The organism is Frischella perrara, from assembly GCF_000807275.1.
GTDB classification, from domain to species: Bacteria; Pseudomonadota; Gammaproteobacteria; order Enterobacterales; family Orbaceae; genus Frischella; species Frischella perrara.
On record NZ_CP009056.1, the window covers coordinates 1,341,102 to 1,367,294 of the forward strand.

The window sequence follows — 26,193 nt, forward strand, 5'->3', positions numbered from 1 at the left end:
AGGGTGCAAATGCATACGAATAAGCCAGATTTTAATGAATATGCGGTTATCGATTTAGGATCCAATAGTTTCCATATGATTATTGCGAAAAAGATCGATAATTCTCTCCAAATAATCTATAAAAATAAACAACAGGTTCAATTAGCTTCAGGCTTAGATAAATATTATCATCTTAGCCAAGAAAGCATCCAACGTGCAATAAACAGCTTAGCCTTATTTGCCGAGCGTTTGAAAGATTTTCCTATTTCACATGTTAAAGTTGTGGGAACTTTTACATTGCGTGTTGCTAAAAATAGACTTGAATTTCTAAAAGCAGCAAGTCTTGTTTTCCCCTTCCCTATTGAGATCGTTTCTGGTCAAGAAGAAGCGCGATTAATTTATTTGGGAGCTATTAATAGTGAATCGGTCAAACAATCTGATGTTAAATTTATTATTGATGTTGGCGGAGGATCGACAGAAATAGCTATTGGCAAAGATCAAATACCAGCCTTTGTTGAAAGTCGTCCAATGGGCTGCGTTACTTATGCCAAACGTTTTTTCCCAAATCAAGTTATTACAAAACAATATTTTGAACGGGCGAAATTGGCTGCTGAACAACAAGTTGAGAAATTTACACAATCAGTGAAAAGTAAGAATATTACGATTGCTTTTGGTTCTTCTGGCACAATTAAAAGTATTTATAAAATCTTACTCGACCTTGGCGTTACTGATGGAATTATAACCCTCAAACGGTTAGAAGATTTAGTATCTTATGTTCTTGAATTTAAGTGCTTTGATGACATTGATTTCCCATCATTATCTAATGATCGTAAACTAATTTTCGTAAGTGGATTAGCGATATTCTACGGTGTATTTAGTGCATTTGGTTTACAGGAACTACACTATACCCACAGTGCTTTAAGAGAAGGTGTTTTATATGAAATTACTGGTCACAAAAGTACACAAGATATTTGCGAGAAAACGGTTGGTTTTCTAATTAAACACTATAACATTGATAAACTTCATGCTGGTAAAACCGTCGATATTGTAAAATGGTTATTTTCGCAATGGAAAATGTCAGCGAATATAATTATTGACGAAAAGTTAGAATCACTACTCTATTGGTCGGCATGGTTACATGAAATTGGTTTAAGTATCAATTTCTCAAATATTCACAAACATTCAGCCTATATTTTGAAAAATTGTAATATGCCTGGTTTCAATGAAGAGCAGCAATTTTTGCTGTCTACTCTAGTTCGCTATCATCGCAAAGGATTTATGGTTGAAAACATTCCTAATTTTAGTTTGTTTGAACAAAAACAGGTTCTGGTTTTACTACAAATACTAAGGCTTGCCGTTTTAATTAATAATCAACGTAGTGCGACACTTAATGAAAAAGTATTTAAGTTGAGAATTGTAGATGATAACATTTTTCATGTGGAATTATATATTGAAAATAACTTTGCCAAAACAAATGGCTTGATACTGCTTGATTTAGAACAAGAACAAATTTATTGGCAAGAAAATAAACATTGGCAATTGGATATTCGAATAAATGAAGCTGGTCAAATATGGTAAAAAAGATTTTAATTTCTAATAATATTCGGAATATAAGAGCACAAACCAAAAATTTATCACTTGAACTTTTGGAAGAGATACATCAAAAATTAGGCCTAGTAATCGAAGAACGGCGTAAGATTAATGAGCAAGCTCAAGAAGATATCAATAACTATAATAAAAAAATAGCGACATATTTACAATTAATTAAGAAAGATGGCATAGAAATTAATGATTTGCTGAAAAAAGCTGACTTCCCAACTTTCAAGCGACTACGAAAATCTCGAGCAATCCGCCCACCAAAATATAAATACTATGATCAAAATGGTGATTTAAAAACTTGGACTGGGCAAGGAAGAATGCCCAAACCAATACGACAAGCTTTAAATGCTAATAAAAAAAAATCATTAGAAGATTTTCTTATTTAACACTGCCCTCTTCTAACATCGTTAACGTTTATCTAATACCCATTTAATATTTTTACTGGATCGATTTTACATGCTCGACGGGCTGGGTAATAGCTGGCAATCAATGTAAGTATAACGGAAGTACAAAATACGATTAGAATATCTATCATATGAATTTCTGTAGGAATGAAATCAATAAAATAGATATGGCTATTAAGTAATTGATGACCAATTAAATACTCAATACATTTTACAATATTAGATAACTGATCAGTTATCAAAACACCTAATACAATGCCAAAAATACTACCAATTAGACCGGCTATAATCCCATAATAGATAAAAGTTTGGCTGATTAGACGATTTGTTGCGCCTAAGGTTTTTAAAATTGCTATCTCACGCTGCTTATCCTTCACCGCAATAACTAATGTTGAAACAATACTAAAGCAGGCAACACCAATAACAATTATCATAGCTAAGTACATAATTTGCCTAATCATTTGTATATCATGATACATAAAACCATAGTTACTTTGCCAACTAACTACATAAATGGGTTGAAAATAACTTAGCTTTGTCCGTTGAATAATTTCACTGGCATGATAGAGATCGTTAACATTTACTTGAATACCTGTGACAGTGTCACCTATTCCTAAATAATTCTGTGCATCTGATAAGGGTATTATTGCTAAATCATTACCTAAATTACCACTAAAATCCATTAAGCCCGCTATTTGTAATCGGATTCGCTTAGGTTGCTTTAATTTCTTTTGTGAATCCGAAATAGGAATTAACAGCGTAATCCAATCCCCGGCAGTGACAGACAGTGATTTTGCTAATCCGGTGCCGATTAATATACCTTTATTATTCGATTTAAAGTCATTCCATCGGTTATCTAAAATATATTGTGGTAAACGGCTCATTCTAGCTTGTTGGTCAATATCAATTCCCTGTATTTGTATTGCTTTTAATTTATTACCATTTTCTAATAAACCGGTAAAGCGAACAAAAGGTGTTGCTGCTGTGATATCTGGATTTTTTTCAATTTGTGATTTAAGTTGACGCCAATGAGATATTTGTCCCTCTGGTACATAGAATTCACCATGCGGAATAACCGATAAAACACGATTATGTAATTCTTTTTCAAATCCATTCATAGCACTCAAACCAATTATTAGCGCAGCAATACCAATGGCTATACTAAGAGTTGAAAGTATCGAAATGAAAGATAACATACCACTTTGACGACGACCTTTTCTAAATCTTCTTGCCATAGTTAACGATAACATATTACGATCCTTGATGATTTATTGGTTTTAACGTGCCTGATGTCATCACATATTGGTATTTCATCTTTTGGGCTAATGTTAAGTCATGCGTAACAACTAAAAAAGCCGTTCCATGTTTTTGGTTAAGATTGATTAATAATTCAAAGATCGACTCAGCCGTATTCTGATCTAAATTACCAGTAGGTTCATCCGCCATTACGATTGAAGGATTATTTATCAATGCCCTACCAATTGCTATACGTTGCCGTTCACCTCCGGATAATTCAGAAGGTCGATGTTTTGCTCTATGAAGTAGATTTATTGACTCAAGCATTTCATATGCATGTTCATATGATTGTTTATGATTAATACCTGCTATCATTAATGGCATCGCTATATTTTCTAATGCGTTAAAGTCAGATAGCAAATGATGAAATTGATAAACAAAACCAATTTCTTTATTACGTAAATTTGCTTTTTGCGATTCTGATAATTGTGAAATAGATTGAGAATTAAATAATATATCACCCGATGAAGCGGTATCTAAGCCTCCTAGAAGATGTAATAAAGTACTCTTACCTGAACCTGAACTGCCAATTATCGCATTCATAGTTTTAGGCATAATATTGAAATTAATTGATCTTAATACTTCAGTGCTAACCTTACCTTCTTGGTAACTTTTACATAGGTCAATCGTTTTAATAAGTGGTTTACTTTCCATAGTATATTCATTATTCATAACGTAATGCCTCTGCTGGTTGAGTACTGGCCGCTCGATAAGCGGGATAAAGAGTTGACAAAATTGATAATAATAACAATGAAATAAAGACTATTATAACTTGTTTTGAATCAACTATGGAAGGTAAAGGGATACCAGAAAAAGTTAAATTAAATTTGGCTAAACTCAATGCGAAAATCAGTCCAATTGAACATCCAATCAACGATCCTATAATACCTGAACTGGCACCTTGGATAATAAAAATCAGCATGGTTTTAAAACGGTTTAAACCTTGAGTTTTTAAAATTGCAATTTCTGTTTGTTTTTCCATAACAAGCAAGCTTAATGAAGTAATTATATTAAATGCGGCAACAATAACGATAAGACTAATTAATAAAGCCATAACATTCTTTTCCATTCGTATGGCTTGAAATAATTCACCTCGTTTATCGCGCCAATCGTTAAATTGTAATTGTTTACTCAATGGTTGTGCCACAATAGACTGTATATTTAATGGATTGTCTAAAGTTAATCGCCAACTTGTAATCGTATCAGATGGATAACGCATTAATTTTGCTGCATCGTTGATATTTAGATAAATGATTGATTGATCAATATCGTGATTAACAGAAAATATACCTGCAACTTCAAAAAGTCTTTGGCTTGGGATTTTGCCTACAGGTGTTATTTGGCTAGCATCAGTTACCATTAAACGTAATTTATCACCAACGCCAACATTAAGTTTGCTAGCTAGATAATCGCCAATAATAATTTTATACTCATTCGGTTTAAGATCTGATAAATTACCCAAATAAATATACGAAGTGATAGGATCAAATTCGTTTGGATCCACCCCTACTATTGTACTCATCGTAATATTGTTTGGACTTTGAATAATCACATCACCAGTAATTAATGGTGTAATATGCTTAATATGGTCATTATTAGGAACCACTGTTTTTGGATAATCTATGAAATTTAAACGATGTGTTTGAGTCGTTATTTGAGCTTGCGGAATAAATTGTAGAATATTTTTTTGCATCTCATTTTCAAATCCATTCATAACTGACATAATAACGATTAAACCAAATGAGCCTAACATAATGCCAATCATTGATAACCAAGAGACAAAACGACCAAAGCTATCTGATTTTCTACTGTAGGCATAGCGTAGACCGATAAAGAACGGCAAAGGATAAAACATAGTGAATTCTCGAAATAATCTTAAGAATAGCTAATTTGATTAAATGTCGCATTAATAATTCCATGATAACGGCTATTAGTGATGAAGACAAGTTATTGCGACAATGACTAATGCGGCTCAATTAGCGTAAATAATAATAATTTGCTAAATAATACTTAGCTTTACTATTTGTAGGTTAATAAATAGTTAGCTTTGAATATTTTGAAAAATACTAAAGTAAAATAAGTAAGATAATAAAATCTGTTTTTTTCTTACATTTCGGTATAATTAAACACATAATATTTTATGTAATTTTATAATTTATCTATGTCTGATATAAAACTACCCACAAAAGCTGGCACGGTATTGGAATATGGTCAGTTAATCGGTTCTTCCTTAGCATTATTTTGTGCGCAGGTATTAGCTCAACATCAGGGAACCATTGTAATTATTACAGATGACATGCAACAAACAACACGCTTGCATGAGGAATTAAAGCAATATACTTCCTATCCAACCCTATTATTTCCAGATTGGGAAACTCTACCCTATGACAGCTTCTCTCCGCACCAAGATATCATATCTGAACGGTTATCAACGCTTCATCAATTGCCTCAATTGACTCAAGGCGTATTAATTCTACCTATTAATACCCTGATGCAGAAAGTTTGTCCTATTTCCTATTTGAATGGGCATGTTTTTATTATGCAAAAAGGGCAAATTTTATCTCGCGAAAATCTAAGATTACAATTGGAAAATGCTAGTTATCGACATGTAAGTCAAGTCATGGAGCATGGAGAATATGCAACCAGAGGGGCATTATTCGATATTTTCCCTATGGGAAGTGATGTTCCTTATCGTATTGATTTCTTTGATAATGAAGTTGATAGTATCCGTATTTTTGATGTTGAGACACAACGAACTTTAGACGAAATTAATCAAATTCAATTATTGCCTGCCCATGAGTTTCCTTTTGATAAATCAGCAATAGAATTGTTTCGTTCCCAATGGCGTGAAAATTTTCCCGTACGCTTAGAATCAGAAAGTCTTTATCAACAAGTATCAAAAAATATTCTTCCCACCGGTATTGAGTATTGGCAGCGACTTTTTTTTAATGAACCACTCATCCCTTTATTTGATTACTTACCTGAAAATACGTTATTAATATCAACAAAGAATATCCATAATCATGCTGAAAAATTTTGGTTAGATATACAGGCTCAATACGAAAGTCGTAATGTGGATCCAATGCGTCCCCTACTTCAACCAAAGGATATTTGGTTAAATACCAATGAAACCTTTGCTTTATTTAAGCGCTATCCCCGAATATCTATTAGTCAAGAAAACTTAATGACTAAAAACGCGGTAAACATGCACTTTACCGAATTACCCGATTTAGCAATCCAAATTCAACAAAAAGAGCCCTATTTATTATTCAAACAATTTATTAATAACTTTGAAGGAAATATTATATTTTCAGTCGAATCTGAAGGCCGTCGTGAAGCCCTGCAAGATATATTGAGACGTATTCAAATTTTTCCTACTTTCATTAAAAAAATAGATGATATTCAAGTAGATTCAGTTAATCAGTTTTATTTAATGATAGGGGCAAGTGAAAAAGGGTTTATCGATCAAACAAATCACTTTGCCATCATAACTGAAAACGAGTTATTAGGTAGACGAATCATTCGTCGACGAAAAGAAACTAAGCAAACAATAAATACAGACGCTTTAATCGGTAGTTTAGCTGAATTGACGCCGGGTAAACCCGTAGTTCATTTAGAGCATGGTATTGGTCGTTATGCAGGATTAACCACTCTAGAAGCAGGTGGCGTTACAGCTGAATATTTAATATTAATTTATGCAAATGATACCAAACTCTATGTTCCTGTTTCCTCATTAAACTTGATCAGTCGTTATTCTGGTGGGAATGAAGAAAATGCACCACTCAATAAATTAGGTACCGATGCTTGGAGTAAGGCACGTCTAAAAGCTGCCGAAAAAGTACGTGATGTTGCTGCAGAATTATTGGACATTTATGCGCAACGTGAATCTAAACCAGGATTTGCATTTAAACAAGATCGTGAACAGTATGAATTATTTTGTCAAAGTTTTCCCTATCAAGAAACGGATGATCAATTAAATGCTATTGGTGCTGTGATTGGTGATATGTGCGCTCCATATGCAATGGATAGATTGGTTTGTGGTGATGTAGGTTTTGGCAAAACTGAAGTGGCCATGCGGGCTGCTTTTTTAGCCGTCATTAACCATAAACAAGTCGCAGTTTTAGTTCCAACAACGCTACTAGCTCAGCAACATTATGAGAATTTTTGTGATCGTTTTGCAAATTGGCCTATCAGAATTGAATCATTATCACGCTTTAAAACAGCCAAACAACAACAACAGGTTATACAAGCATTAGAAGATGGCAAAGTTGACATCGTTATTGGTACTCATAAATTGCTACAAGCTGACGTCAAATGGCATGATTTAGGTTTATTAATTATTGATGAAGAACATCGGTTTGGCGTTAGACAGAAAGAACGAATTAAAGCTATGCGCGCTAATGTTGATATTTTAACATTAACCGCTACACCTATTCCAAGAACTTTAAATATGGCAATGAGTGGTATGCGTGATTTATCGATCATCGCCACTGCACCCGCTAGAAGATTAGCTGTAAAAACCTTTGTTAGAGAATATGATAATTATGTAATTCGAGAAGCCATCTTACGTGAGATATTACGTGGCGGTCAGGTTTATTATTTGCATAATGATGTGGCGGATATTGAAAATCGGCGTGATAAATTACAGGAGCTTATTCCTGAAGCAAGGATTGCTATCGGTCACGGTCAAATGCATGAAAGAGAATTAGAACGTGTAATGAATGACTTTCATCACCAGCGCTATAATTTATTAATTTGTACAACAATTATTGAAACGGGAATAGATATTCCTAATGCTAATACAATTATTATTGAACGGGCTGATAAATTTGGGCTAGCACAATTACATCAATTACGTGGACGAGTTGGACGCTCCTACCATCAAGCATATGCTTATTTATTAACTCCCCCACCAAAAGCATTAACGAAAGAAGCAAAAATGCGATTAGATGCGATCGCTTCATTAGAAGATTTAGGAGCAGGTTTTGCTTTAGCTACTCATGATCTCGAAATACGCGGTGCTGGAGAGCTATTAGGTGAAGATCAAAGTGGTCAAATTGAATCAATCGGATTTAATTTATATATTGAATTACTTGATGAGGCAGTAAAATCTCTCAAATCAGGGAAAGAACCGTCGCTAGATACATTACTTAACAATCAGCAAACTGAAATCGAACTTAGATTACCGGCGTTAATTCCTGATGATTTTATTCCAGATGTAAACGCTCGTTTATCTTTATATAAACGAATAGCATCAATTGATGATCTTAATCAATTAACTGATATCAAAATAGAAATGATAGATCGCTTTGGTAAATTACCTGATCCGGTTTTATTTTTATTAGAATTGACTAAACTCCGTTATATTGCTCAACAACTTGGAATTAAGAAAATAGAATTAACTAAAAAAGGAGGTTACATAGAATTTAGTGAAGCGAATCAAGTATCGGTAGATTATCTTATTAGCCTAATCCAGAAAGACCCTAGAAGTTATCGTTTGGATGGTCAAAATAGACTTAAATTATTAAGAATGGAACTTCAAGGACAACAACGAATTGACTATCTTATGAATTTATTAGAACAATTTGCATTGAATAAAGAATAAACCAAAAGAGGAAATAAATTAATGAAAAAAAAATTATTACTAGCAGGAATCCTACTTGTAGTTGGCGGTACCTATACCATAGCTTCATGGCAAGTTGGCAATCAAATTGAAGCTGGAATTGATACGAATTTAAAAAATGTTTTAGCTAAAATAAGAGCAGAATATCCAGATTCACATGTTTATGCTGAATTAAGCGATTATCAAAAAGGGATATTTTCTAGTACAGTTCGTCTTAAAGTAGAATTTGCTGATTATAATGATATGAATTTTGATGATATAATTAAAATACATCATGGACCATTCCCACTATATAGTTTTACCGAAGGTGATTTTTATCCTAAACTTGCCGTGATTACCTATGATTTAGATAAAAAATATAATGAAGATTTATGGGAAATGGCAGGAAATAAACCTTTCATTAATCTTTCTTTAACAAGATATTTTGATAATACTAATAAAATCGTGTTAAAAAATGCGGCAATTCATAAATTTGAAGATTCAAATTCTATTGATCTAAGTGCTAACAAAATGATAATAAATTATGATTCCACTACAGATTTATTACAAACAAATCTGTCAATAAATAATTTCACATTAATTAAAAATAATAAAAAAATAGAACTCAAAGACTTATCATTAATTAGCGATTCTAAACAAAATTCGGATAATATGAAAATTGTGGGGAAATTAGTATTAAATCTTGGTTCTCTATCTATTTCTGATGATGAGTATGAAGTTGAAAAAACATTCAAAATTAATGGATTATCTATTAATCAGGATTCATTGCAAAATAATAATAATATTTCGAGTAATTCATCGCTTTTAATTGATAGTATATATTTTAATAAACAAAATTTAGGTAAATTTAAAGCAAATATGGATTTAGGATTTGTCTATGACTTCAATAATACTAGTGAATATACACTAAAAACTAATCAACTTTCATTTGAAACAATGCATGGTTCACTTGAAGCTGACATTAATATGAAGATGAAGACTGATAACTTGTTTAAAAATCCATTCTCTTTCGGTTCCTTTAATAATTATGAATTTTTACAAACTCGTATTGAATTACCTTACAACGCACTATTTTCAATAATCGCTAGATGCCAAAATAGTGAAAAAACAACAATTTCACAAGAAGACATTGATCAAGCCACTTATCAAACGATACCGTTTATTAGTATGATGACAGCAAGAACGCCATTTATTGTTATTAAAAACGATGAAAATGATTTTTCTAAAAATGTTATCTCTAGTAGCATATATTATTCACCAAGAGAAAATAAACTAGAAATTAATGGTAAATCCTACGATCCGTTAGAATTTGGTTTCTAAAATATAAACAAATAATAAGGATAATGTGAAAATAAAATCTATTAGAAATAAATAATTTCTTTATTTATGAAACTCTACTTATTCTAAAGGATTTTATTTTCTTTTTTGTTCAATAACGTTAGAAAGTTAAGATAAGGTTTGATAGTATAAATAGCCATCGTATAATTGAAAAAAACAATATATATAATTATTAAATTACATCATTTTGTTAAATTATCAATTTTATAAAATATTCAATACGAAAAATAAGCAACTTTTAAGGATTAAAAATAATGAAGAAAAGTGCATTAATCGTTGGAATAGTAGGAATATTAGCAATTAGTTATACAGGGAGTTCATGGTATTTTGGTTCTAAAATTAAACATACCGTTTATGAAACATTACCCCTTGTACAACAAAGATTAAATGATATTTTAGCAGACAATGATTTGTTTTATGATAAAGAAATCCAATTAGTTATTAGTGAATATGAACAAAATATTTTTAGCAGCGATTTGAAAATAGAAATTGTTCTAATAGATAATTATGGATTAACACAAAAGGAAATTAAGTTACTTGACTCTAAAGAACCTTATTCATATGAAGAGCTGGCAAGATTTAGCGATTATTTAACTATCTATCATGGTCCATTTCCTATTTTTAGCATTTTAAAGGGTGATCTGATCCCTAAACAGGCTTTACTAACTTATCAATTAACTAAAACACCTAAATTTATACAAAAAGCGATTGATAATAAGCCTTTATTAACATTAGAGGCTAATTTTGATCTTAATGATAATAGTCATGTCATTATAGAAACCCCTCCCATCAACATCAAAAACCGAGATTATTCTTTAACCGTCAGTGCCAACAAAGTTATTTTAGACCAATCAACTGATGGTGACTTATTTAATCAACACTCAGATTTCATTATTAAAAATATTGATTTTACAGTTTATAGTCCCTATTTTGACATAATCTTTAAACTGGATAATTTTAATTTACAGAGCAATGTAAATTATGATTTCATAAAAAAGAATTTTTCTGCCACTGCCAAGATGCAAACTAATGAATTCAGTATAACGGATAAATCTGAAACGAGCGTTCGTTTCAAAGATATTTTATTACTGACTAATCAAGATACTATAAACAGCACAGGAACCATTAATTTCGATATTGGAAGCATTACCTATAGTGAGCAAAACCTAGGTAAGTTCAATACAAAACTATCTTATCATGCAAAAGATAGTAGAGATTTATTTGAAAATATGGAATTAGATATTGAAAATATTTCCTTAGAGACATCTCAAGGTACACTTAAAGCACAGTATAAAAATAAATATTTTATGAAAAGTGACCTTTATTACGATCCTTCTGATATTTTTTCAGAAAATGAATTCAATGAACTCAATATTGAGACACATGTCAGTTTGCCTGCTAAAGCTTTAGCATTATTGTCTTCTCAGTTTCAAAACAAGCATCAAATAATCAGCTTTCCTGATTTATTCATAGATCCAAAACGTCAAATTGCTAGTAATTGGTTAACAATCCGTGAATCATATACTTATGATGATTACACTTTTTATCCATTCTTTGTTATCAACGAAGATAATAATAGTATTGAATCTAATATCATTATCTCATTAGAGGATAACAAAATGATAATTAATGGTAAATCAATCGATTATGATTATACCCAACGTGTAGTTGATAATTTTGATAAAGATTTATTCTTTAGCTATTATATTAATATTCCTGAAGTTGATAAGGTTTATGAGGAATAATACCTTAATCTTTTTTATGCTACCTTAGAATATTTTGCTAAAGTAGCATAAACAAAGAAATTAAAAAACTAATCCAATTTTCCTTCTTTCATAGCCATTACTCTTTCGACAGTATCAACAATAGCTTGTGTTTGACTATCTATTTCAATATTGACTTTATCACCTTCTTTTTTATCTTTAAGTGTAGTTATGGCTAATGTTTCGGGAATTAGATGAATTGAAAATTGATTATCATTTATTTTGCCAATCGTTAAGCTTGCTCCATCAATACCAATAAACCCTTTATATAAAATATATTTCTGAAAAAGCGATGGTATTTCAATGACCATCGTACAATTTGTTTCTGTCTTTATAATTTGAGTAATCTTTGCAGTACAAGCAACATGACCGGACATAATATGCCCCCCTACTTCATCACCATATTTAGCACTACGCTCAATATTAATATAATCTCCGACTTTTTTATCTCCGAGTGTAGTTATAGATAAAGTCTCTTGCATAATGTCAAATAGTACCCAATTATCACCAAACCCCGTTAATGTTAAGCAACAACCGTCATTAGCGATTGAAGCACCTATTTGTAAGTTTTGCATTAGGTGTTTAGGCAATTCTATTTTAAAACTCCGCAATTTGTCTTTATCTATAATCTGTATTATTTTTCCTACGCCCTGAACAATTCCAGTAAACATACAATATAATCCTGAACTATGCTATTTAAGTGTAAGCGCTATTTTAGCACTTTTTATTTATTTTTTTCTTTCAGTTTTAACCTATCATCAACATGTTAATAACCATCATCTTTTTAACAGGTATTATTTAATGATATCTTTATCATGATTAACTCATTTATAATAAAAACTTCAACTAGTTGGTTAAAAGATTAGGAAATGTCTATGTTAAAAACTATGTTTGCCATAATACTTGGTTCAAGTATGGGAGGTTTATTACGTTGGTTATTATCAATACGTTTTAACACATTGATAACAATCCCTTTTGGTACTTTATTATCGAATCTTATTGCTGGCTACATTATAGGTTTTGCGATGATGTTTTTTTCCCATAATCCTAATATTTCATCTGAATGGCGTTTATTCATTATGACGGGGTTCTGTGGTGGACTTTCAACATTTTCCACCTTTTCAGTCGAAGTAATTTCATTTTTTCAGCGTGGGCAAATTGCTTTAGGTTGTTCAACTATTTTTATTCATGTTATGGGCTCATTATTAATGACAATATTAGGTATCATAACCTTTCAATACTTAAAATAAAAATAGCTATGAGCACCGTTAAGTGTGCTCATTAACGTGTTTTAATCATTCATCCTTAATTAATATTCTTTTAAATAACTTACCACGCCAGCCTGTTAAGATTTCGGGCTGCTCAGTCATATCATGATTATGCCATCTTAAAAATTGTTCAATATGTCGTTTACTCACTAAAAGCTCACTATTTAAACCTGTTTTCATTGAGATCTCTTCAGCAGCTTCTTTGATGAGCGTTGACCATTTTTTATAATCAGGATAATCAGTCATGCGCTTGATCTGCGCTACTGGTTCACTCGCTTTTTTGAGGATAGATAAAAGCGTATCACCAAATAAACGTAATTGTTTGCCATTCATACCTAAAGCTGATAATTCACTTAATGATTTTGGCTGATAACGCGCTAAAGACCAAAGTATATCTTGATGAATTACAAAATTAAGTGCCATATCATGAGTTTTAGCATATTCAAAACGCCAACTTGCTAGTTTTTTCAAATAGCCTAATTGTATGGGGCGCAGTTGCCAAGCATTTTTGATTTGTAAATAAGCCTCATCAGCTTGAGGTGATTGGCTACGACGTTTTACTGCATTAAGGCATTCCTCATAGGCTGCATTTAAAAAACCATTATCAAAAAGTAACGATTTTAATTTATGCATTAATGGTAAAAGATATAACACATCATTCGCCGCATAAAGACATTGTCTATCTGTCAATGGACGTTGTAACCAATCAGTGCGAGTTTCACTTTTATCCAATTTAATTGATAGATATTTGTCTATTAATGTTGCATAACCCGAACTAAGTGGGTTATCTAGAAAAGATGCCAAAATTTGACTATCAAGTATATTTTCAGGCACACAATCAAAGTGACGTATAAATACTTCAATATCTTCACTACACGCATGAAAATACTTTTCAATTTTGTTGTTTTTCAATATATCGACGAAAGGTTGCCAATCTTCAATTAATAAAGGATCAATAAGCGCTAGATTTATACCATCATATACCTGTAGTAACGCTAAGCTCGGATAAAAAGTTTTGGTTCGCATAAATTCCGTATCTAATGCCAAACCATTTGATATTTGTAAATGTGTACAAAATTCTTTTAAAGCGACATCGCTATTAATGAATTGATAAGACAAAATTATTCCTTAATAATTATCACATATGTTTTTTAAAATGTAGTTCAGCAACAACAATTTCAGCCCGAGACATTAATCGTATCGGTGGTCCCCATAGACCATACCCGCTAGTAACAATACTGGTAAAACTGTCATTACCTTTCGGGTGATAAATCCCCCAAGCATTAGTATATTGTTGTTTAACCACAAGTGTCATAGGAAATAATTGCCCGCCATGTGTGTGACCCGCAAACATTACATCAATCCCAACCTTCTCAGGCTCAACTAAATCACTCGGGCGGTGATCTAACAATATAATAGGTTTATCCTTTTCGACAAAATTCATTAGAAATGGCAAATCCATACGCTGAACAGATTCATCATCACGACCGATAATATAAATACCGGTTCGACTATCATAAAAAACATCATCATGAAGAACTTTCATATTACCTGCTTTGAAAGCAGTAATAACATCTTCTGTCGTATTATAATGATCTCGTTCGATCCCATAATGTTCATGGTTACCAAAAATAATAATTGTGCCATAAGTTGATTTAATTTTACTAAAATCTTCGGCCAGATTTTTTTCAAGATAAGGTTGTAGCTTATTATCTAATGTATCACCAGTAATAAATACATAGTCCGGTTTCAGTTTATTTATATTACTAACCATAGTTTGGATGAACTGTTTTGCAGTGATTTCACTTAAATGAATATCAGAAACCTGAACAATTTTTAATTGTTCTACTTCAGCTGGTTTATTAATATCAACTTGATAAGTTACAATCCTTGGAAAACTTGCACAATATAATCCAACGAAAAATAGACAAAAAGAGAAAAATATATAGAATCCTTGCAATACAATACTATTTTTAGTGCTTTGTTTTAGAATAAATCGAATAATATCTACAACAATGATTCCGTAAAAAAAACAGATTATAATGGAAAAGACTATATAACCAATCATCGGTAACCAATAATCAGACAAATCCCTTAATAGCATACATCCTATAAAGGAAAACGAGCCGATTAAAAGAATGAACCAATATAGTTTTTTAGCAATAGTGTTAACATAACCAAAATACTGCAAATTAAAAAGATTGATTGATCTAAAACCTAAATACAAAGCAATAAAAAGGCTACCACATAATTCAACAATTAAATTCCATTCCATAAATTTTACATCTATAAAAGCAATATTAATGTTATCATATCAGAAATTTATAAGTATTTAGTATTATTAAGTAATGAAAAATAAAAAAGATTCCCTTTTTTCTTCACCAATTGAGCAATTAGGTGATTGGACTTTTGATGAAAAAGTCGCAGAAGTTTTTCCAGATATGATTAAGCGTTCAGTACCAGGTTATTCTAATATACTAGCTATGATTGGTATGTTAGCCAAGCGATTTATCACCCCTAGTTCCAATATTTATGATCTAGGTTGTTCACTTGGCGCAGCTACACTTTCCATTCGCCGGAACATTGTACACAATAATTGTACTATTTTTGCTATTGATAATTCTCCAGCTATGATTGAACGTTGTAAAACACATTTAAGAGCTTATAAAGGTATTACGCCTGTAGAAGTGATTTGTGCTGATATTAATGAAATAGAAATGCACAATGCCTCAATGATTGTTCTAAATTTTACCTTACAATTTTTAACACCTGAAAATCGTCAATTATTAATTAATAAAGTTTATCAAGCCTTACAACCTGGAGGTATTTTAGTCTTATCAGAAAAATTCAGTTTCGCTGATAACATTATTGACGAATTATTATTTGAAATGCATTACGATTTTAAACGTGCCAATGGCTATAGCGAATTAGAAATTAGCCAAAAACGGAGTATGCTAGAAAACGTTATGATCACAGATACTTTTGAAACACATCAACTAAGGTTAAGTAAAGCTGGATTTATGCATGTTAATATGTGGTATCAATGTTTTAATTTTGGTTCGATGATTGCTATAAAATAGCAGTCTGATAAAAGTTAATACATATGGAAAATGCAAAAATCCTCTAAATACGATATAAACGCGTGATAATAATTAAACTTTTTAACAATTTAATTGAATTAATTTAAAGTGAATAACAAAATGATAGATTTTGGTAATTTTTATCAAATAATTGCTAAAAACCAACTTGCACCTTGGCTTGAAACACTACCGGCGCAGTTAGCAACTTGGCAAAAACATAATATTGATAATCGTTATAATCAATGGTTGAATATTATTGAACATCTACCGATGTTAAAACCCAATTATTTAGATTTTTTACATAGTGTAACGGCTAATAATCAAATCCCTTTATCCGATGGTGAACAAAAACGAATTCGCCATTTATTAATGAATTTATCACCTTGGCGTAAAGGTCCCTTTTCTCTATATGGCATTAATGTTGATGCTGAATGGCGCTCAGATTGGAAATGGCAACGCTTAATTCCTTTTATTACTAATTTGGAAGGAAGAACAGTTTTAGATGTAGGGTGTAATAGTGGTTATCATCTTTGGCGAATGATTGGTGCGGGAGCAAAACTTGCAGTAGGGATTGACCCTATGCCATTATTCTTATGTCAATTTGAAGCGATCCGGAAATTACTTGGTAATGATCAACGTGCTCATTTTATTCCTATCGGAATCGAAGATATGCCAAAATTGGCAGCATTTGATACGGTTTTCTCAATGGGGGTATTATATCATCGCCGTTCGCCACTGGATCACCTTTATCAATTAAAAGATCAGTTAAAAAACAAGGGTGAATTGATACTTGAAACGTTAGTCATTGAAGGTGATGAGCATCAAGTACTCATGCCGGGTGAACGTTATGCACAGATGCGCAATGTTTATTTTATACCATCCATTCAAACAATGAAAATTTGGCTCGCAAAATGTGGTTTCCATGACATTAAAGTAGTTGATGTATCCATTACCAGTTTAGAAGAACAGCGTAAAACAGATTGGATGACATCGGATTCGCTTAGTGATTTTCTTGACCCACATGACCGACAAAAAACCATTGAAGGTTATCCAGCACCAATGCGAGCGGTTTTTATTGCTAAAAAATAATCATTGCCATTCAATTAATTTTATTTATGGTTTATACTTTTATCAAAGTATTTACTTTTTTTAGTAACATCAAATTATTCACACTAATAATATAACAACACAAAACAATAAAACTTAATATAAATTATATATTAAGTTTTTTTGCGATTAAAAATCTATTATTGATAATAATTAATTGAGATGATAAGGAATACCATGGACATAATACGTTTCATTCTCCGTCTACCCTATCGCATCTTCTGTATCTGTCTAGAAGCGATTATCTATTTTGCATTTTTTCTACTAATTGTATTACGATCCATATTATGGTTTATAAGCCCGATTATTGGTCAAGTTAATTGGTCAATACCTAAATGGTATCCACGGGTTAAAGATATTTATCAAGCATCAATTAAAAGACTCAATAATTATAGTATGATTATTGGTAGTGTTGTTATTTTTGGAATTATTGCCTATTTCAGTGGTAATTATGCCTACCATTGGTACTTAAATAGACCAAAACCTATTGAGCCAGCCCCGGTAATAGTTAATACGTATGGCATTTCTTATTATGCGCCTGAAGAATCAGGTACCTTTAATAATAATAATCCTAATGAATCTTATTTAAAAATCCGATTTACTGGACATACACGATCACCCGCTCCAATAGATAAAATTGGTAAGGAAATAACTGAAGGTATTCAAATTTCACCTGAAATTAAAGGTACATGGCGTTGGCATGATGATGAAAATATCCTTTTTAAACCAGAACAACCATGGCCAATAGGTGAAACCTATACGGTTAAGTTAGATGATTCAAAGTTACTTGATGCTAACAATTTAATCAGAAAAAAAGATAATATTTTTACATTCAAGACAAACGGTTTTTCTTATGGATTTATAAGTAGTGAATTTTATCAAAATCCTATTGATCTTGATGAAAAACAGGGTATTTATGAAATAAAATTCTCTCATCCTGTCGATCCCTCAACCTTTGAAAAAAAATTAAAATTATCACTATTTGAAATATCAAATGAAAAATATCAGCCAAATAAATTTGTCCAAAATGTAAACTTTACAATTGATTATAATAAAGATAAAACACGTGCCTATATAAAAAGTGATAAATTAGAATTCGCTGATATGGATAGGTATTTATCATTAACTATTGCAAAAGGTGTAACATCTTCAATAGGCGGATTTCCAACGACCTCAGAAACTAGGAAAGATATCTCCATACCGAATAAATATAATCTTAGTATCTATTCAACTAATATTTCCATTGTTGAACTGTCGAATAATGAAATGCGTCAAATTATCACAATTACTTTAGATTATAACGTTAAAGCGAGAGATTTACAGAAAGCATTGTCAATCTGGCAGTTACCCGATCCAAAAGCCAAATATAGTGAAGAATATTACGATAAAATCGATAATACCTACAAAACTAAATATTTTATCGATAAAGCCATTTTAGATAAATCAAAACGATTAACCACTAAATACATTGAAACTGACGACAATAGAACTTATCAAAATCAATTTAGCTTTGAAATAAACGGTGATCAACGTCAACAAATATTTCTCACTATTGATCCATCTTTAACGTCCGAAGGTGGTTACACATTTAAAAATAAATATGAGAAATTGATGCGAATTAGTGAATATAATAAATTACTTAATTTTGCTGCATCCGGTTCCCTATTATCACTATCAGGTGATAAAAAGATTCCTGTCGTTTCTCGTAATGTTAATCAAATAAAGCTAGAACTCAAACGTGTTATCCCATCCCAATTACAGCATTTGGTCTACGATAATGAAAGCGATTTTAGTTATATGAATTTTGAATATTATAACAGTGATAATTTTGTTGAAAAATATTCAATTATAAAAGATGTTAAGGGTAAATCAGGAGCTATTCAATACTCTGACTTTGATATAACACCATACCTTAACAAAGATGTTAAGGAAAACGAAGCTAATCACGGTGTATTTTTATTAAATCTCTATGCCAAAAAAGATAATGTAAAAAAAGGTGAAGAACCTTACGATTATTACAATTCTCGATTCATATTAGTGACCGATTTAGGCATTATAAATAAAAAATCACTTGATGGCTCTTATGATCTCTTTGTGCAATCTATTAACAGTGGTTTACCTGTCAACGGTGCTAAAGTTTCAATACTCGGCGCCAATGGTATTGAAATTACGTCTTCAATCACCGATAACACTGGTCATGTCCATTTCGCACCATTATCGGATTACTACAAAGGTATTAAACCGTTGTTATTCTTGATTGAAAAAGATAAAGATATGTCATTTTTGCCAATTTCTAAAGGTTATCGCAATCATGATAGACAACTTAATTACTCTCGTTTTGATGTAGATGGCCAATACGAAACAATTGACCGAGGAGAGCTACATGCACATCTATTTTCTGATAGAGGAATCTATCGACCTGGTGATACATTCCACATTGGAATGATAATTAAAGCAGAGGATTGGACTAAATCATTGAATGGAATTAAGTTAGTAGCCGATATTTATGATGCTAAATATAATATTGTTGCAACTAAAAAAATCAAACTTGATGAGTATGGTTTTAATGAGATTTCATTTAAAACGGAAGAAAGTTCTCCAACCGGACAATGGTATGTATATCTATACATTGATAATGTTAAAAAAGATTCAGAGTATGATGATCGGGATTACCTAGGTTCTACTTCTGTCATTATTCGAGAATTTGAACCAGATAAAACTAAAGTTACAGCACAAATAGTGACAGAAAACAAACAAGGATGGGTTAATCAATCTGACATAATTGCTAAAGTGACTGCGAAAAATCTTTTTGGTACCCCTGCTCAAGACCGTCGGGTTGAGAGTAAATTATATTTACAACCAACAAGATTTAGTTTTAAAAAATATGAAGATTATCAATTTTATCAAGTAAGTAATAACCGTAATAATTTCAAAATTGAACTTGAAGATAATTATACAAATGAAGAAGGAATTGCTGATATTGATTTACATATTGAAGACTTTGAAGGTCAATATGAAGCCAAATTCTTGACTGATGTATTTGAACCAAATAGTGGTCGTAGTGTTGCAGCAACTGATTCTATTTTGATTTCTGCATCTGATTATTTAGTTGGGGCAAAACCTGATGGTCGATTAAGCTATATTAAACGGGATAGCAAACGTTTACTTAATCTCATAGCGATAAATCCAGCGCTAGATCAAATTACACTAGATAGTCTCAAACTCGTTACCCTTGAGAAAAAATATCTTTCAGTGTTAGTTAAACAGCCTTCAGGTGTTTATAAGTATGAATCAAAACAAAAAGATGTATTAATTTCACAAGTCCCTTTTGAAATTGATAATAAAGGAACTGTTTATCAAATTCCAACTCAAACCCCGGGTAACTATATTCTTCAATTGTTAAATAACAAAAATCAAGTAATTTATCAAACCGAATATACAGTTGCAGGATCAGCAAATGTAACACGTTCATTAGATCGTAACAGTGAATTAATGTTAAAAATTGACGCTAATCAATATAAACCGGGTCAAGATATAGAAATAGCAATAACGGCACCTTATACCGGAAGTGGAATCATCACTATAGAAAGGGATAAGGTTTATGCTTGGAAATGGTTTAAAACCGATACGACAAGTTCAGTACAAAAAATCACTTTACCTAAAGAAGTGGAAGGAAATGCCTATATCAATGTGCAGTTTGTTCGTGATCCAAATTCAGAAGAAATATTCATGAGCCCACTTAGTTATGGTGTTGTTCCATTTAAGGTTTCAGATGATAAATTTGTAGAGAAGGTAACATTAGAAACACCGAAATTAATCAAACCTGGAGATACGATTCCAATTACGATTAAAACTAATAGCAAACAACGTGTCGCAGTTTTCGCAGTTGATGAAGGTATATTACAAGTTGCTGGCTATCAGTTAAAAAATCCAATTAAAGAGTTTATGCGTAAAAAAGCTTTATCAGTAAGAACGGATCAGATTTTAGATCTTATCTTACCGGAATATAAACGCCTACTTACTTTATCTGCACCAGGTGGTGATCTAGAAAGTGCTAGCGCAAATGATAAAATTGATGCTCATTTGAATCCATTTAAACGTAAGACGGATGAACCTGTTACCTACTGGTCAGGAATTATAGACGTTAATGGTGAAAAACAACTGAATTACACAGTTCCAGAGTTTTTCAGTGGAAAAATTAGAGTGATGGCAGTGACGGTCGGTAAAAAAACAATGGGCGTTGCACAAACGGCTACTACAGTTCGTAATGACTTTGTATTAAGCCCTAATGTACCTTATTTCGTCACGCCAAACGATGAATTTGAAATAAGTTTATTAGTTGCAAATAATATTACTGAAATTGGTAATGAAGAAATTCCAATTGAAGTTAAGCTAACAACAACGCCACATCTAACTGTTTTAGATGAGCCAATGAAAACCGTCAAGTTAGCGTCAATGAAAGAAGGTACTTTAAGTTTCCGTTTAAAAGCAACCGAACAACTAGGTAGTGGTGATTTACTCTTTACTGCAACTTATAAAGATAAAACGATAACAAGACAAGTCAGTACTTCTGTTCGTCCGGTAAATCCTTATCGAATAAAAACCATTATGGGACGAATGGATGGTAAAACACAAACTTTTTCTGGGTTTAGACAAATGTATCCAGAATTTAATGAACAGAATGCTGGCGTCTCTTATTCTCCAATGATCTTAGTTAAAGGTCTTACCGAATACCTAGATGATTATGAATATTTCTGTTCTGAACAGATTGTTAGTCGTGCTTTACCACTGGTGATTGGCAATAAATATCCTGATTTTAATTTGATCACCGATAAAACAATACCATTTAACGGAGTAATGCAAAAACTACAAAGTCGTCAAAATAGTGGCGGTGCAATTGGTTTATGGTATTCAACATATAATGTTGATCCATTTATTACACTTTACACGGTTCATTTCCTACTTGAAGCAAAAGATGCTGGATTAGTGATACCAAAAGATCTACTAGAAAATGCAAATAAATATGTTAAATTAGTTGCTGCTGGAAGTTTAACTGATAGTTACAACTTACGATTACGAGCTTATGCAATTTATTTGCTAACTAGACAAAATATCATTACAACCAATCAGATTGCTTCAATCGTTGAGGATTTAAATCATAACTATAAATCATGGACAACAGATCTTACGGCATTGTATTTAGCATCATCATACAAAATGCTGAAAATGGACAAACAAGCAGATAAACTTTTAAAACCGATTTGGAAGGATCTGTCCAAAGCCTATGATAAAGCATGGTGGAATCACAATTATTATGATCCATTAGTTATTGATGCTGGAAAAATCTATTTAATTGCAAAACATTTTGATAATAAAATCAATGACATTCCTGCTCAAGCTATTGAGAATATGACATTAATGCTGAATGAGGAACGCTATACTACGCAATCGGCTGCCATGACTATGTTGGCTTTAGATAGTTATAATTCTGCAATTAAAGCTCATGAGTTAGATGAAAACGATCTAACCGTAACAACAAAGTCTAAAGATCAAGAGGCAAAAATTGCAACTATCGCTAAATTGAAAAACTTGTTAGCTAAAGGTAAATTCAATAATTCGGTAGAGTCTATTAGCTTCCACAACGCTAAAAATTTGCCTGCATGGTATTCAATATCGCAGAAAGGCTTTGATCGTTCAATTCAACAAGAACCAATTAATAAAGGGCTTGAAATTTACCGTGAATTTACAGATAACGATGGTAAGCAAATTGATACGGTGAAATTAGGTGATACTATTAATGTAACCGTCAGAATCCGTTCATTATCTAAAGAAGGATTAACTAACATTGCAATTGTTGATATGCTACCAGGTGGTTTTGAAGTTGTTCAACAAAAAGCAATTAATAATCATGCCGAATCTGAAAACGATGAACAAAGTGATGAGAGTGAAGATAATAATTATGATTCTGGAGAACAGTGGATATCACCAATTGCCACCGGTAAATATACTTGGTATCCAGAATATACAGATGTTAGAGAAGATCGCGTCATTATTTATGGTTCGACTATGGATGATCATATACAAACATTTAATTATCAGATAAAAGCTACCAATATTGGCGAGTACGCTGTTCCTCCAGCTTATGGTGAAGCAATGTATGATCGAGATATTCAAGCTGTATCTAAAGGTGGAAATAAGATTATTATTGAACCTCGTTAATTAACCACTGGCAGAGGGTAAACGCCTTCCCTCTGCTATTTTGTATTTATTGCATGATTACTAACATTAATTTTTTAGTGTTATATCATTACTGGTGTAACTTAATAAAATGGTAAAACAACTTAAGTATATTGGGAATATTATTGTTATTCTTATTATCCTTTCTTTAATCGTCATTGCCTTTCGTTTAACCCCTAACCCACCGTTAAACCAATCGCTAAATTTTTCCACTATTTTGTATGATGAAAAAGACCAATTATTGCGCATAACGTTAGCAAACGACCAACAATATCGAACATGGACACCACTGGAAAAAATTTCTCCACACATCATTAATAGTCTTCTATTACATGAGGATCAATGGTTTTATTATCATGTTGGATTTAATCCGGTTAGTTTGATTAGGGCATTTTGGGCAACCTATATTGGTGGTGGTAATCGACAAGGAGCATCGACTATCACTATGCAACTGGCACGTATGCATTGGAAAATCAATACTAAAACAATAGATGGTAAATTACTGCAAATATTTAGAGCTATTGAATTAGAGTTAAAATACTCTAAACATGACATTTTAGAAGCCTATCTTAATTATGCTCCTTTCGGTCGTAATATTGAAAGTATTGGTGCTGCATCGTTAATTTATTTTGATAAAACGCCTGATAGAGTTAACTTACCCGAAGCGTTAACGTTGACAGTTCTTCCTCAATCGCCTACTTATCGTATAGACAAGGAAAAAGGCATTGCAGGAAAAGCATTAGTTAATGCTAGGCAACGATTATTTGAACGTTGGCAAGAACATTATGAAACCGAAGAAAATATAGCGGTGCTATTTGATTTACCACTAATAATGCGTCAACCAGAACAATTACCGTTCATCGCCCCCCATTTCACCAACCAAATACTTCAACAACAAATTCAAAAACCAAATACTGAACAAAACGTCATTAAAACTACATTAAAAATAGATCTACAAACAATTATTGAACAGCAAGTCAGGGCATTTATTGAACGCAATAAAACAAAAGGGATTCATAACACATCTGTGTTATTAGTTGATAACAACACAATGGAGGTGAAAGCATTACTTGGATCTGCCGATTATTTTAATCGTAGCATTCAAGGACAAGTTAACGGAACTGATGCTAAACGTTCACCCGGCTCAACATTAAAACCTTTTATCTATGCCTTAGGTATGGATCAAAGTATCATTCATCCTAAAACAGTATTAAAAGATGTCGCAACAGATTTTGGATTTTATACGCCAGAGAATTTTGATCACCATTTTAAAGGTCCTATCTCTGTTACCGATGCACTCATTCACAGTCGTAACATTCCTGCGGTATATGTTGCCGGTAAATTAAAAAAACCTTCATTTTATCAATTCTTAAAACAAGCTCATATTCGCGAGATGAACACAGAAGATCATTATGGTTTAGCTTTAGTTCTTGGCGGAGGTGAAGTGACAGCCCAAGAATTAGCAACACTATATGCAATGTTAGCGAATCAAGGTATTTGGCAACCGTTAAGAATGACAAGAAATACCGATAGCCAACCACCTTTAAGTCAGCGTTTGTTGAGTCCTGAAGCGAGTTTCATGACATTAGATATGTTGTTAAAAAACACTCGCACTGAAGATATTTTAGCAAAAAAACAGCAATCTTTAACACCTATATATTGGAAAACAGGCACATCTTGGGGATTTCGAGATGCTTGGACAGCGGGTGGATTTAATAATTATACTCTTATTGTTTGGATGGGTAATTTTGACGGGCATAGCAATAATGCTTTTGTTGGTGCTAATGCCGCAGCTCCCCTATTTTTCAATATTATTGATTCAATAACTGCTTATTATCCTAATCAGAAAGGTTATCAAAACCCAATTCCACCTAACTTAACGCAAGTCGATATTTGTTTACCGAGTGGGAATTTAGTCACACAATGGTGTAAGATAAAGGGTAAAACGTGGTTTATACCAGGAGTATCACCGATTAATATCGATACAGTTTATCGTCCTGTTGTAATTGATAATAAAACGAATAAAGTTGCTTGTCCTCCTTTCAATCCGAAGGATACGCATGTAGAAGTTTATGAATATTGGTCTTCAGACTTAGTTAAAGTATTTGCTAAAGCGGGAATTCCCAAAAAAACACCACCTAATAGTGCACATTGTGAAACAACACAAAATTATATTGGTTCTCCTCCCCGAATTACTTCACCATTAAAAAACGTTGTTTATAAATTAAGGTTAAGTAATAAAGAAAATGAGAAAATTGTGCTAAATGCCATTGCAGATGGTGAGGTTAAGAAATTATATTGGTTTGTCGATAAAAATTTTCTTGGTAGTAGTTCAGTTGAAAATACACTGGATTGGGTTCCTAGTAAAAGTGGCATTTACAAAATATCTGTAATTGATGATCTAGGGCGAAGCGACAGCAGAAAATTAAAAGTAGACTTAATTGATTAATTAAAACAAGACTAATACTCTTAGTAACGCTATAACAACATGATGTATAA

Annotated in this window: 16 protein-coding genes; 10 read left to right on the forward strand and 6 right to left on the reverse strand. The window is 32.1% G+C overall.

Annotation, left to right across the window (positions count from 1 at the left end):
• Positions 1-9 precede the first annotated feature (9 nt).
• Positions 10-1,557: a Ppx/GppA phosphatase family protein gene (locus tag FPB0191_RS05885; RefSeq protein ID WP_039104641.1), complete on the forward strand. Its 1,548-nt coding sequence runs from the start codon at positions 10-12 to the stop codon at positions 1,555-1,557.
• Positions 1,551-1,964 (forward strand): H-NS family histone-like protein, encoded by a 414-nt coding sequence (locus FPB0191_RS05890; protein ID WP_039104643.1) that lies wholly within the window; start codon positions 1,551-1,553, stop codon positions 1,962-1,964. Before FPB0191_RS05885 ends, FPB0191_RS05890 begins: the two co-directional genes overlap by 7 nt.
• 32 nt (positions 1,965-1,996) lie before the next feature.
• Here the strand turns inward: FPB0191_RS05890 and lolE are convergent, their stop codons facing one another.
• The 3 genes from lolE to lolC are packed head-to-tail and all read right to left on the reverse strand — an operon-like array spanning position 1,997 to position 5,133.
• Positions 1,997-3,232, reverse strand: coding sequence for a lipoprotein-releasing ABC transporter permease subunit LolE (lolE, locus tag FPB0191_RS05895; RefSeq protein ID WP_039104645.1), 1,236 nt, complete (start codon positions 3,230-3,232; stop codon positions 1,997-1,999).
• Between the two features lies 1 nt (position 3,233).
• Positions 3,234-3,932, reverse strand: a complete 699-nt coding sequence (gene lolD / locus FPB0191_RS05900) for a lipoprotein-releasing ABC transporter ATP-binding protein LolD (RefSeq protein WP_039106765.1) — start codon at positions 3,930-3,932, stop codon at positions 3,234-3,236.
• Between the two features lie 10 nt (positions 3,933-3,942).
• A complete protein-coding gene (lolC, locus tag FPB0191_RS05905; RefSeq protein ID WP_039104647.1) occupies positions 3,943-5,133 on the reverse strand; it encodes a lipoprotein-releasing ABC transporter permease subunit LolC in 1,191 nt (396 codons plus the stop codon).
• 306 nt (positions 5,134-5,439) lie between these two features.
• Here lolC and mfd point away from each other — a divergent pair, with 306 nt between their 5' ends.
• The 3 genes from mfd to FPB0191_RS05920 all read left to right on the forward strand — a co-directional run bounded on the left by mfd (position 5,440) and on the right by FPB0191_RS05920 (position 11,984).
• Positions 5,440-8,883 (forward strand): transcription-repair coupling factor, encoded by a 3,444-nt coding sequence (gene mfd, locus FPB0191_RS05910; protein WP_039104649.1) that lies wholly within the window; start codon positions 5,440-5,442, stop codon positions 8,881-8,883.
• A gap of 21 nt (positions 8,884-8,904) precedes the next feature.
• Entirely contained in the window at positions 8,905-10,221 is a 1,317-nt protein-coding gene (locus tag FPB0191_RS05915; protein ID WP_039104651.1) for a DUF945 family protein, read from the forward strand.
• 272 nt (positions 10,222-10,493) lie between these two features.
• Positions 10,494-11,984 carry a DUF945 family protein gene (locus tag FPB0191_RS05920; RefSeq protein ID WP_039104653.1) on the forward strand — a complete coding sequence of 497 codons (1,491 nt, stop codon included), beginning with the start codon at positions 10,494-10,496 and terminating at the stop codon, positions 11,982-11,984.
• 68 nt (positions 11,985-12,052) lie between these two features.
• Here the strand turns inward: FPB0191_RS05920 and FPB0191_RS05925 are convergent, their stop codons facing one another.
• On the reverse strand, positions 12,053-12,673 hold the full coding sequence (locus tag FPB0191_RS05925) for a riboflavin synthase (protein ID WP_039104655.1): 621 nt from the start codon (positions 12,671-12,673) through the stop codon (positions 12,053-12,055).
• Positions 12,674-12,877: 204 nt separating this feature from the next.
• Here FPB0191_RS05925 and crcB point away from each other — a divergent pair, with 204 nt between their 5' ends.
• Positions 12,878-13,252 (forward strand): fluoride efflux transporter CrcB, encoded by a 375-nt coding sequence (gene crcB, locus FPB0191_RS05930; RefSeq protein WP_039104657.1) that lies wholly within the window; start codon positions 12,878-12,880, stop codon positions 13,250-13,252.
• Positions 13,253-13,297: 45 nt separating this feature from the next.
• On the opposite strand, the gene rnd is transcribed toward crcB, so the two are convergent.
• Both rnd and FPB0191_RS05940 read right to left on the reverse strand, forming a co-directional pair.
• Positions 13,298-14,389 (reverse strand): ribonuclease D, encoded by a 1,092-nt coding sequence (rnd, locus tag FPB0191_RS05935; protein ID WP_039104659.1) that lies wholly within the window; start codon positions 14,387-14,389, stop codon positions 13,298-13,300.
• Between the two features lie 19 nt (positions 14,390-14,408).
• On the reverse strand, positions 14,409-15,545 hold the full coding sequence (locus tag FPB0191_RS05940) for a metallophosphoesterase (protein WP_039104660.1): 1,137 nt from the start codon (positions 15,543-15,545) through the stop codon (positions 14,409-14,411).
• A gap of 73 nt (positions 15,546-15,618) precedes the next feature.
• Between FPB0191_RS05940 and cmoA the strand changes: the two genes are divergently transcribed.
• The 4 genes from cmoA (at position 15,619) to pbpC (ending at position 26,143) form a co-directional block, all read left to right on the forward strand.
• Positions 15,619-16,350 (forward strand): carboxy-S-adenosyl-L-methionine synthase CmoA, encoded by a 732-nt coding sequence (gene cmoA / locus FPB0191_RS05945; RefSeq protein ID WP_039104662.1) that lies wholly within the window; start codon positions 15,619-15,621, stop codon positions 16,348-16,350.
• A 120-nt stretch (positions 16,351-16,470) separates the two neighbouring features.
• Positions 16,471-17,439 carry a tRNA 5-methoxyuridine(34)/uridine 5-oxyacetic acid(34) synthase CmoB gene (cmoB, locus tag FPB0191_RS05950; protein WP_039104664.1) on the forward strand — a complete coding sequence of 323 codons (969 nt, stop codon included), beginning with the start codon at positions 16,471-16,473 and terminating at the stop codon, positions 17,437-17,439.
• Between the two features lie 195 nt (positions 17,440-17,634).
• Positions 17,635-23,676, forward strand: coding sequence for an alpha-2-macroglobulin (locus FPB0191_RS05955; RefSeq protein ID WP_039104665.1), 6,042 nt, complete (start codon positions 17,635-17,637; stop codon positions 23,674-23,676).
• A gap of 109 nt (positions 23,677-23,785) precedes the next feature.
• Complete coding sequence (gene pbpC / locus FPB0191_RS05960) at positions 23,786-26,143, forward strand: penicillin-binding protein 1C (RefSeq protein WP_039104667.1); 2,358 nt, start codon at positions 23,786-23,788, stop codon at positions 26,141-26,143.
• Positions 26,144-26,193 lie beyond the last annotated feature (50 nt).

Coding starts and splice junctions, on each gene's coding strand:
- FPB0191_RS05955 (WP_039104665.1), top strand. CDS start 17,635: ATGGACATAATACGTTTCATTCTCCGTCTACCCTATCGCATCTTCTGT.
- FPB0191_RS05925 (WP_039104655.1), bottom strand. CDS start 12,673: ATGTTTACTGGAATTGTTCAGGGCGTAGGAAAAATAATACAGATTATA.
- mfd (WP_039104649.1), top strand. CDS start 5,440: ATGTCTGATATAAAACTACCCACAAAAGCTGGCACGGTATTGGAATAT.
- FPB0191_RS05885 (WP_039104641.1), top strand. CDS start 10: ATGCATACGAATAAGCCAGATTTTAATGAATATGCGGTTATCGATTTA.
- lolD (WP_039106765.1), bottom strand. CDS start 3,932: ATGGAAAGTAAACCACTTATTAAAACGATTGACCTATGTAAAAGTTAC.
- pbpC (WP_039104667.1), top strand. CDS start 23,786: ATGGTAAAACAACTTAAGTATATTGGGAATATTATTGTTATTCTTATT.
- cmoB (WP_039104664.1), top strand. CDS start 16,471: ATGATAGATTTTGGTAATTTTTATCAAATAATTGCTAAAAACCAACTT.
- FPB0191_RS05940 (WP_039104660.1), bottom strand. CDS start 15,545: ATGGAATGGAATTTAATTGTTGAATTATGTGGTAGCCTTTTTATTGCT.
- FPB0191_RS05890 (WP_039104643.1), top strand. CDS start 1,551: ATGGTAAAAAAGATTTTAATTTCTAATAATATTCGGAATATAAGAGCA.
- lolE (WP_039104645.1), bottom strand. CDS start 3,232: ATGTTATCGTTAACTATGGCAAGAAGATTTAGAAAAGGTCGTCGTCAA.
- FPB0191_RS05920 (WP_039104653.1), top strand. CDS start 10,494: ATGAAGAAAAGTGCATTAATCGTTGGAATAGTAGGAATATTAGCAATT.
- lolC (WP_039104647.1), bottom strand. CDS start 5,133: ATGTTTTATCCTTTGCCGTTCTTTATCGGTCTACGCTATGCCTACAGT.
- FPB0191_RS05915 (WP_039104651.1), top strand. CDS start 8,905: ATGAAAAAAAAATTATTACTAGCAGGAATCCTACTTGTAGTTGGCGGT.
- cmoA (WP_039104662.1), top strand. CDS start 15,619: ATGAAAAATAAAAAAGATTCCCTTTTTTCTTCACCAATTGAGCAATTA.
- crcB (WP_039104657.1), top strand. CDS start 12,878: ATGTTAAAAACTATGTTTGCCATAATACTTGGTTCAAGTATGGGAGGT.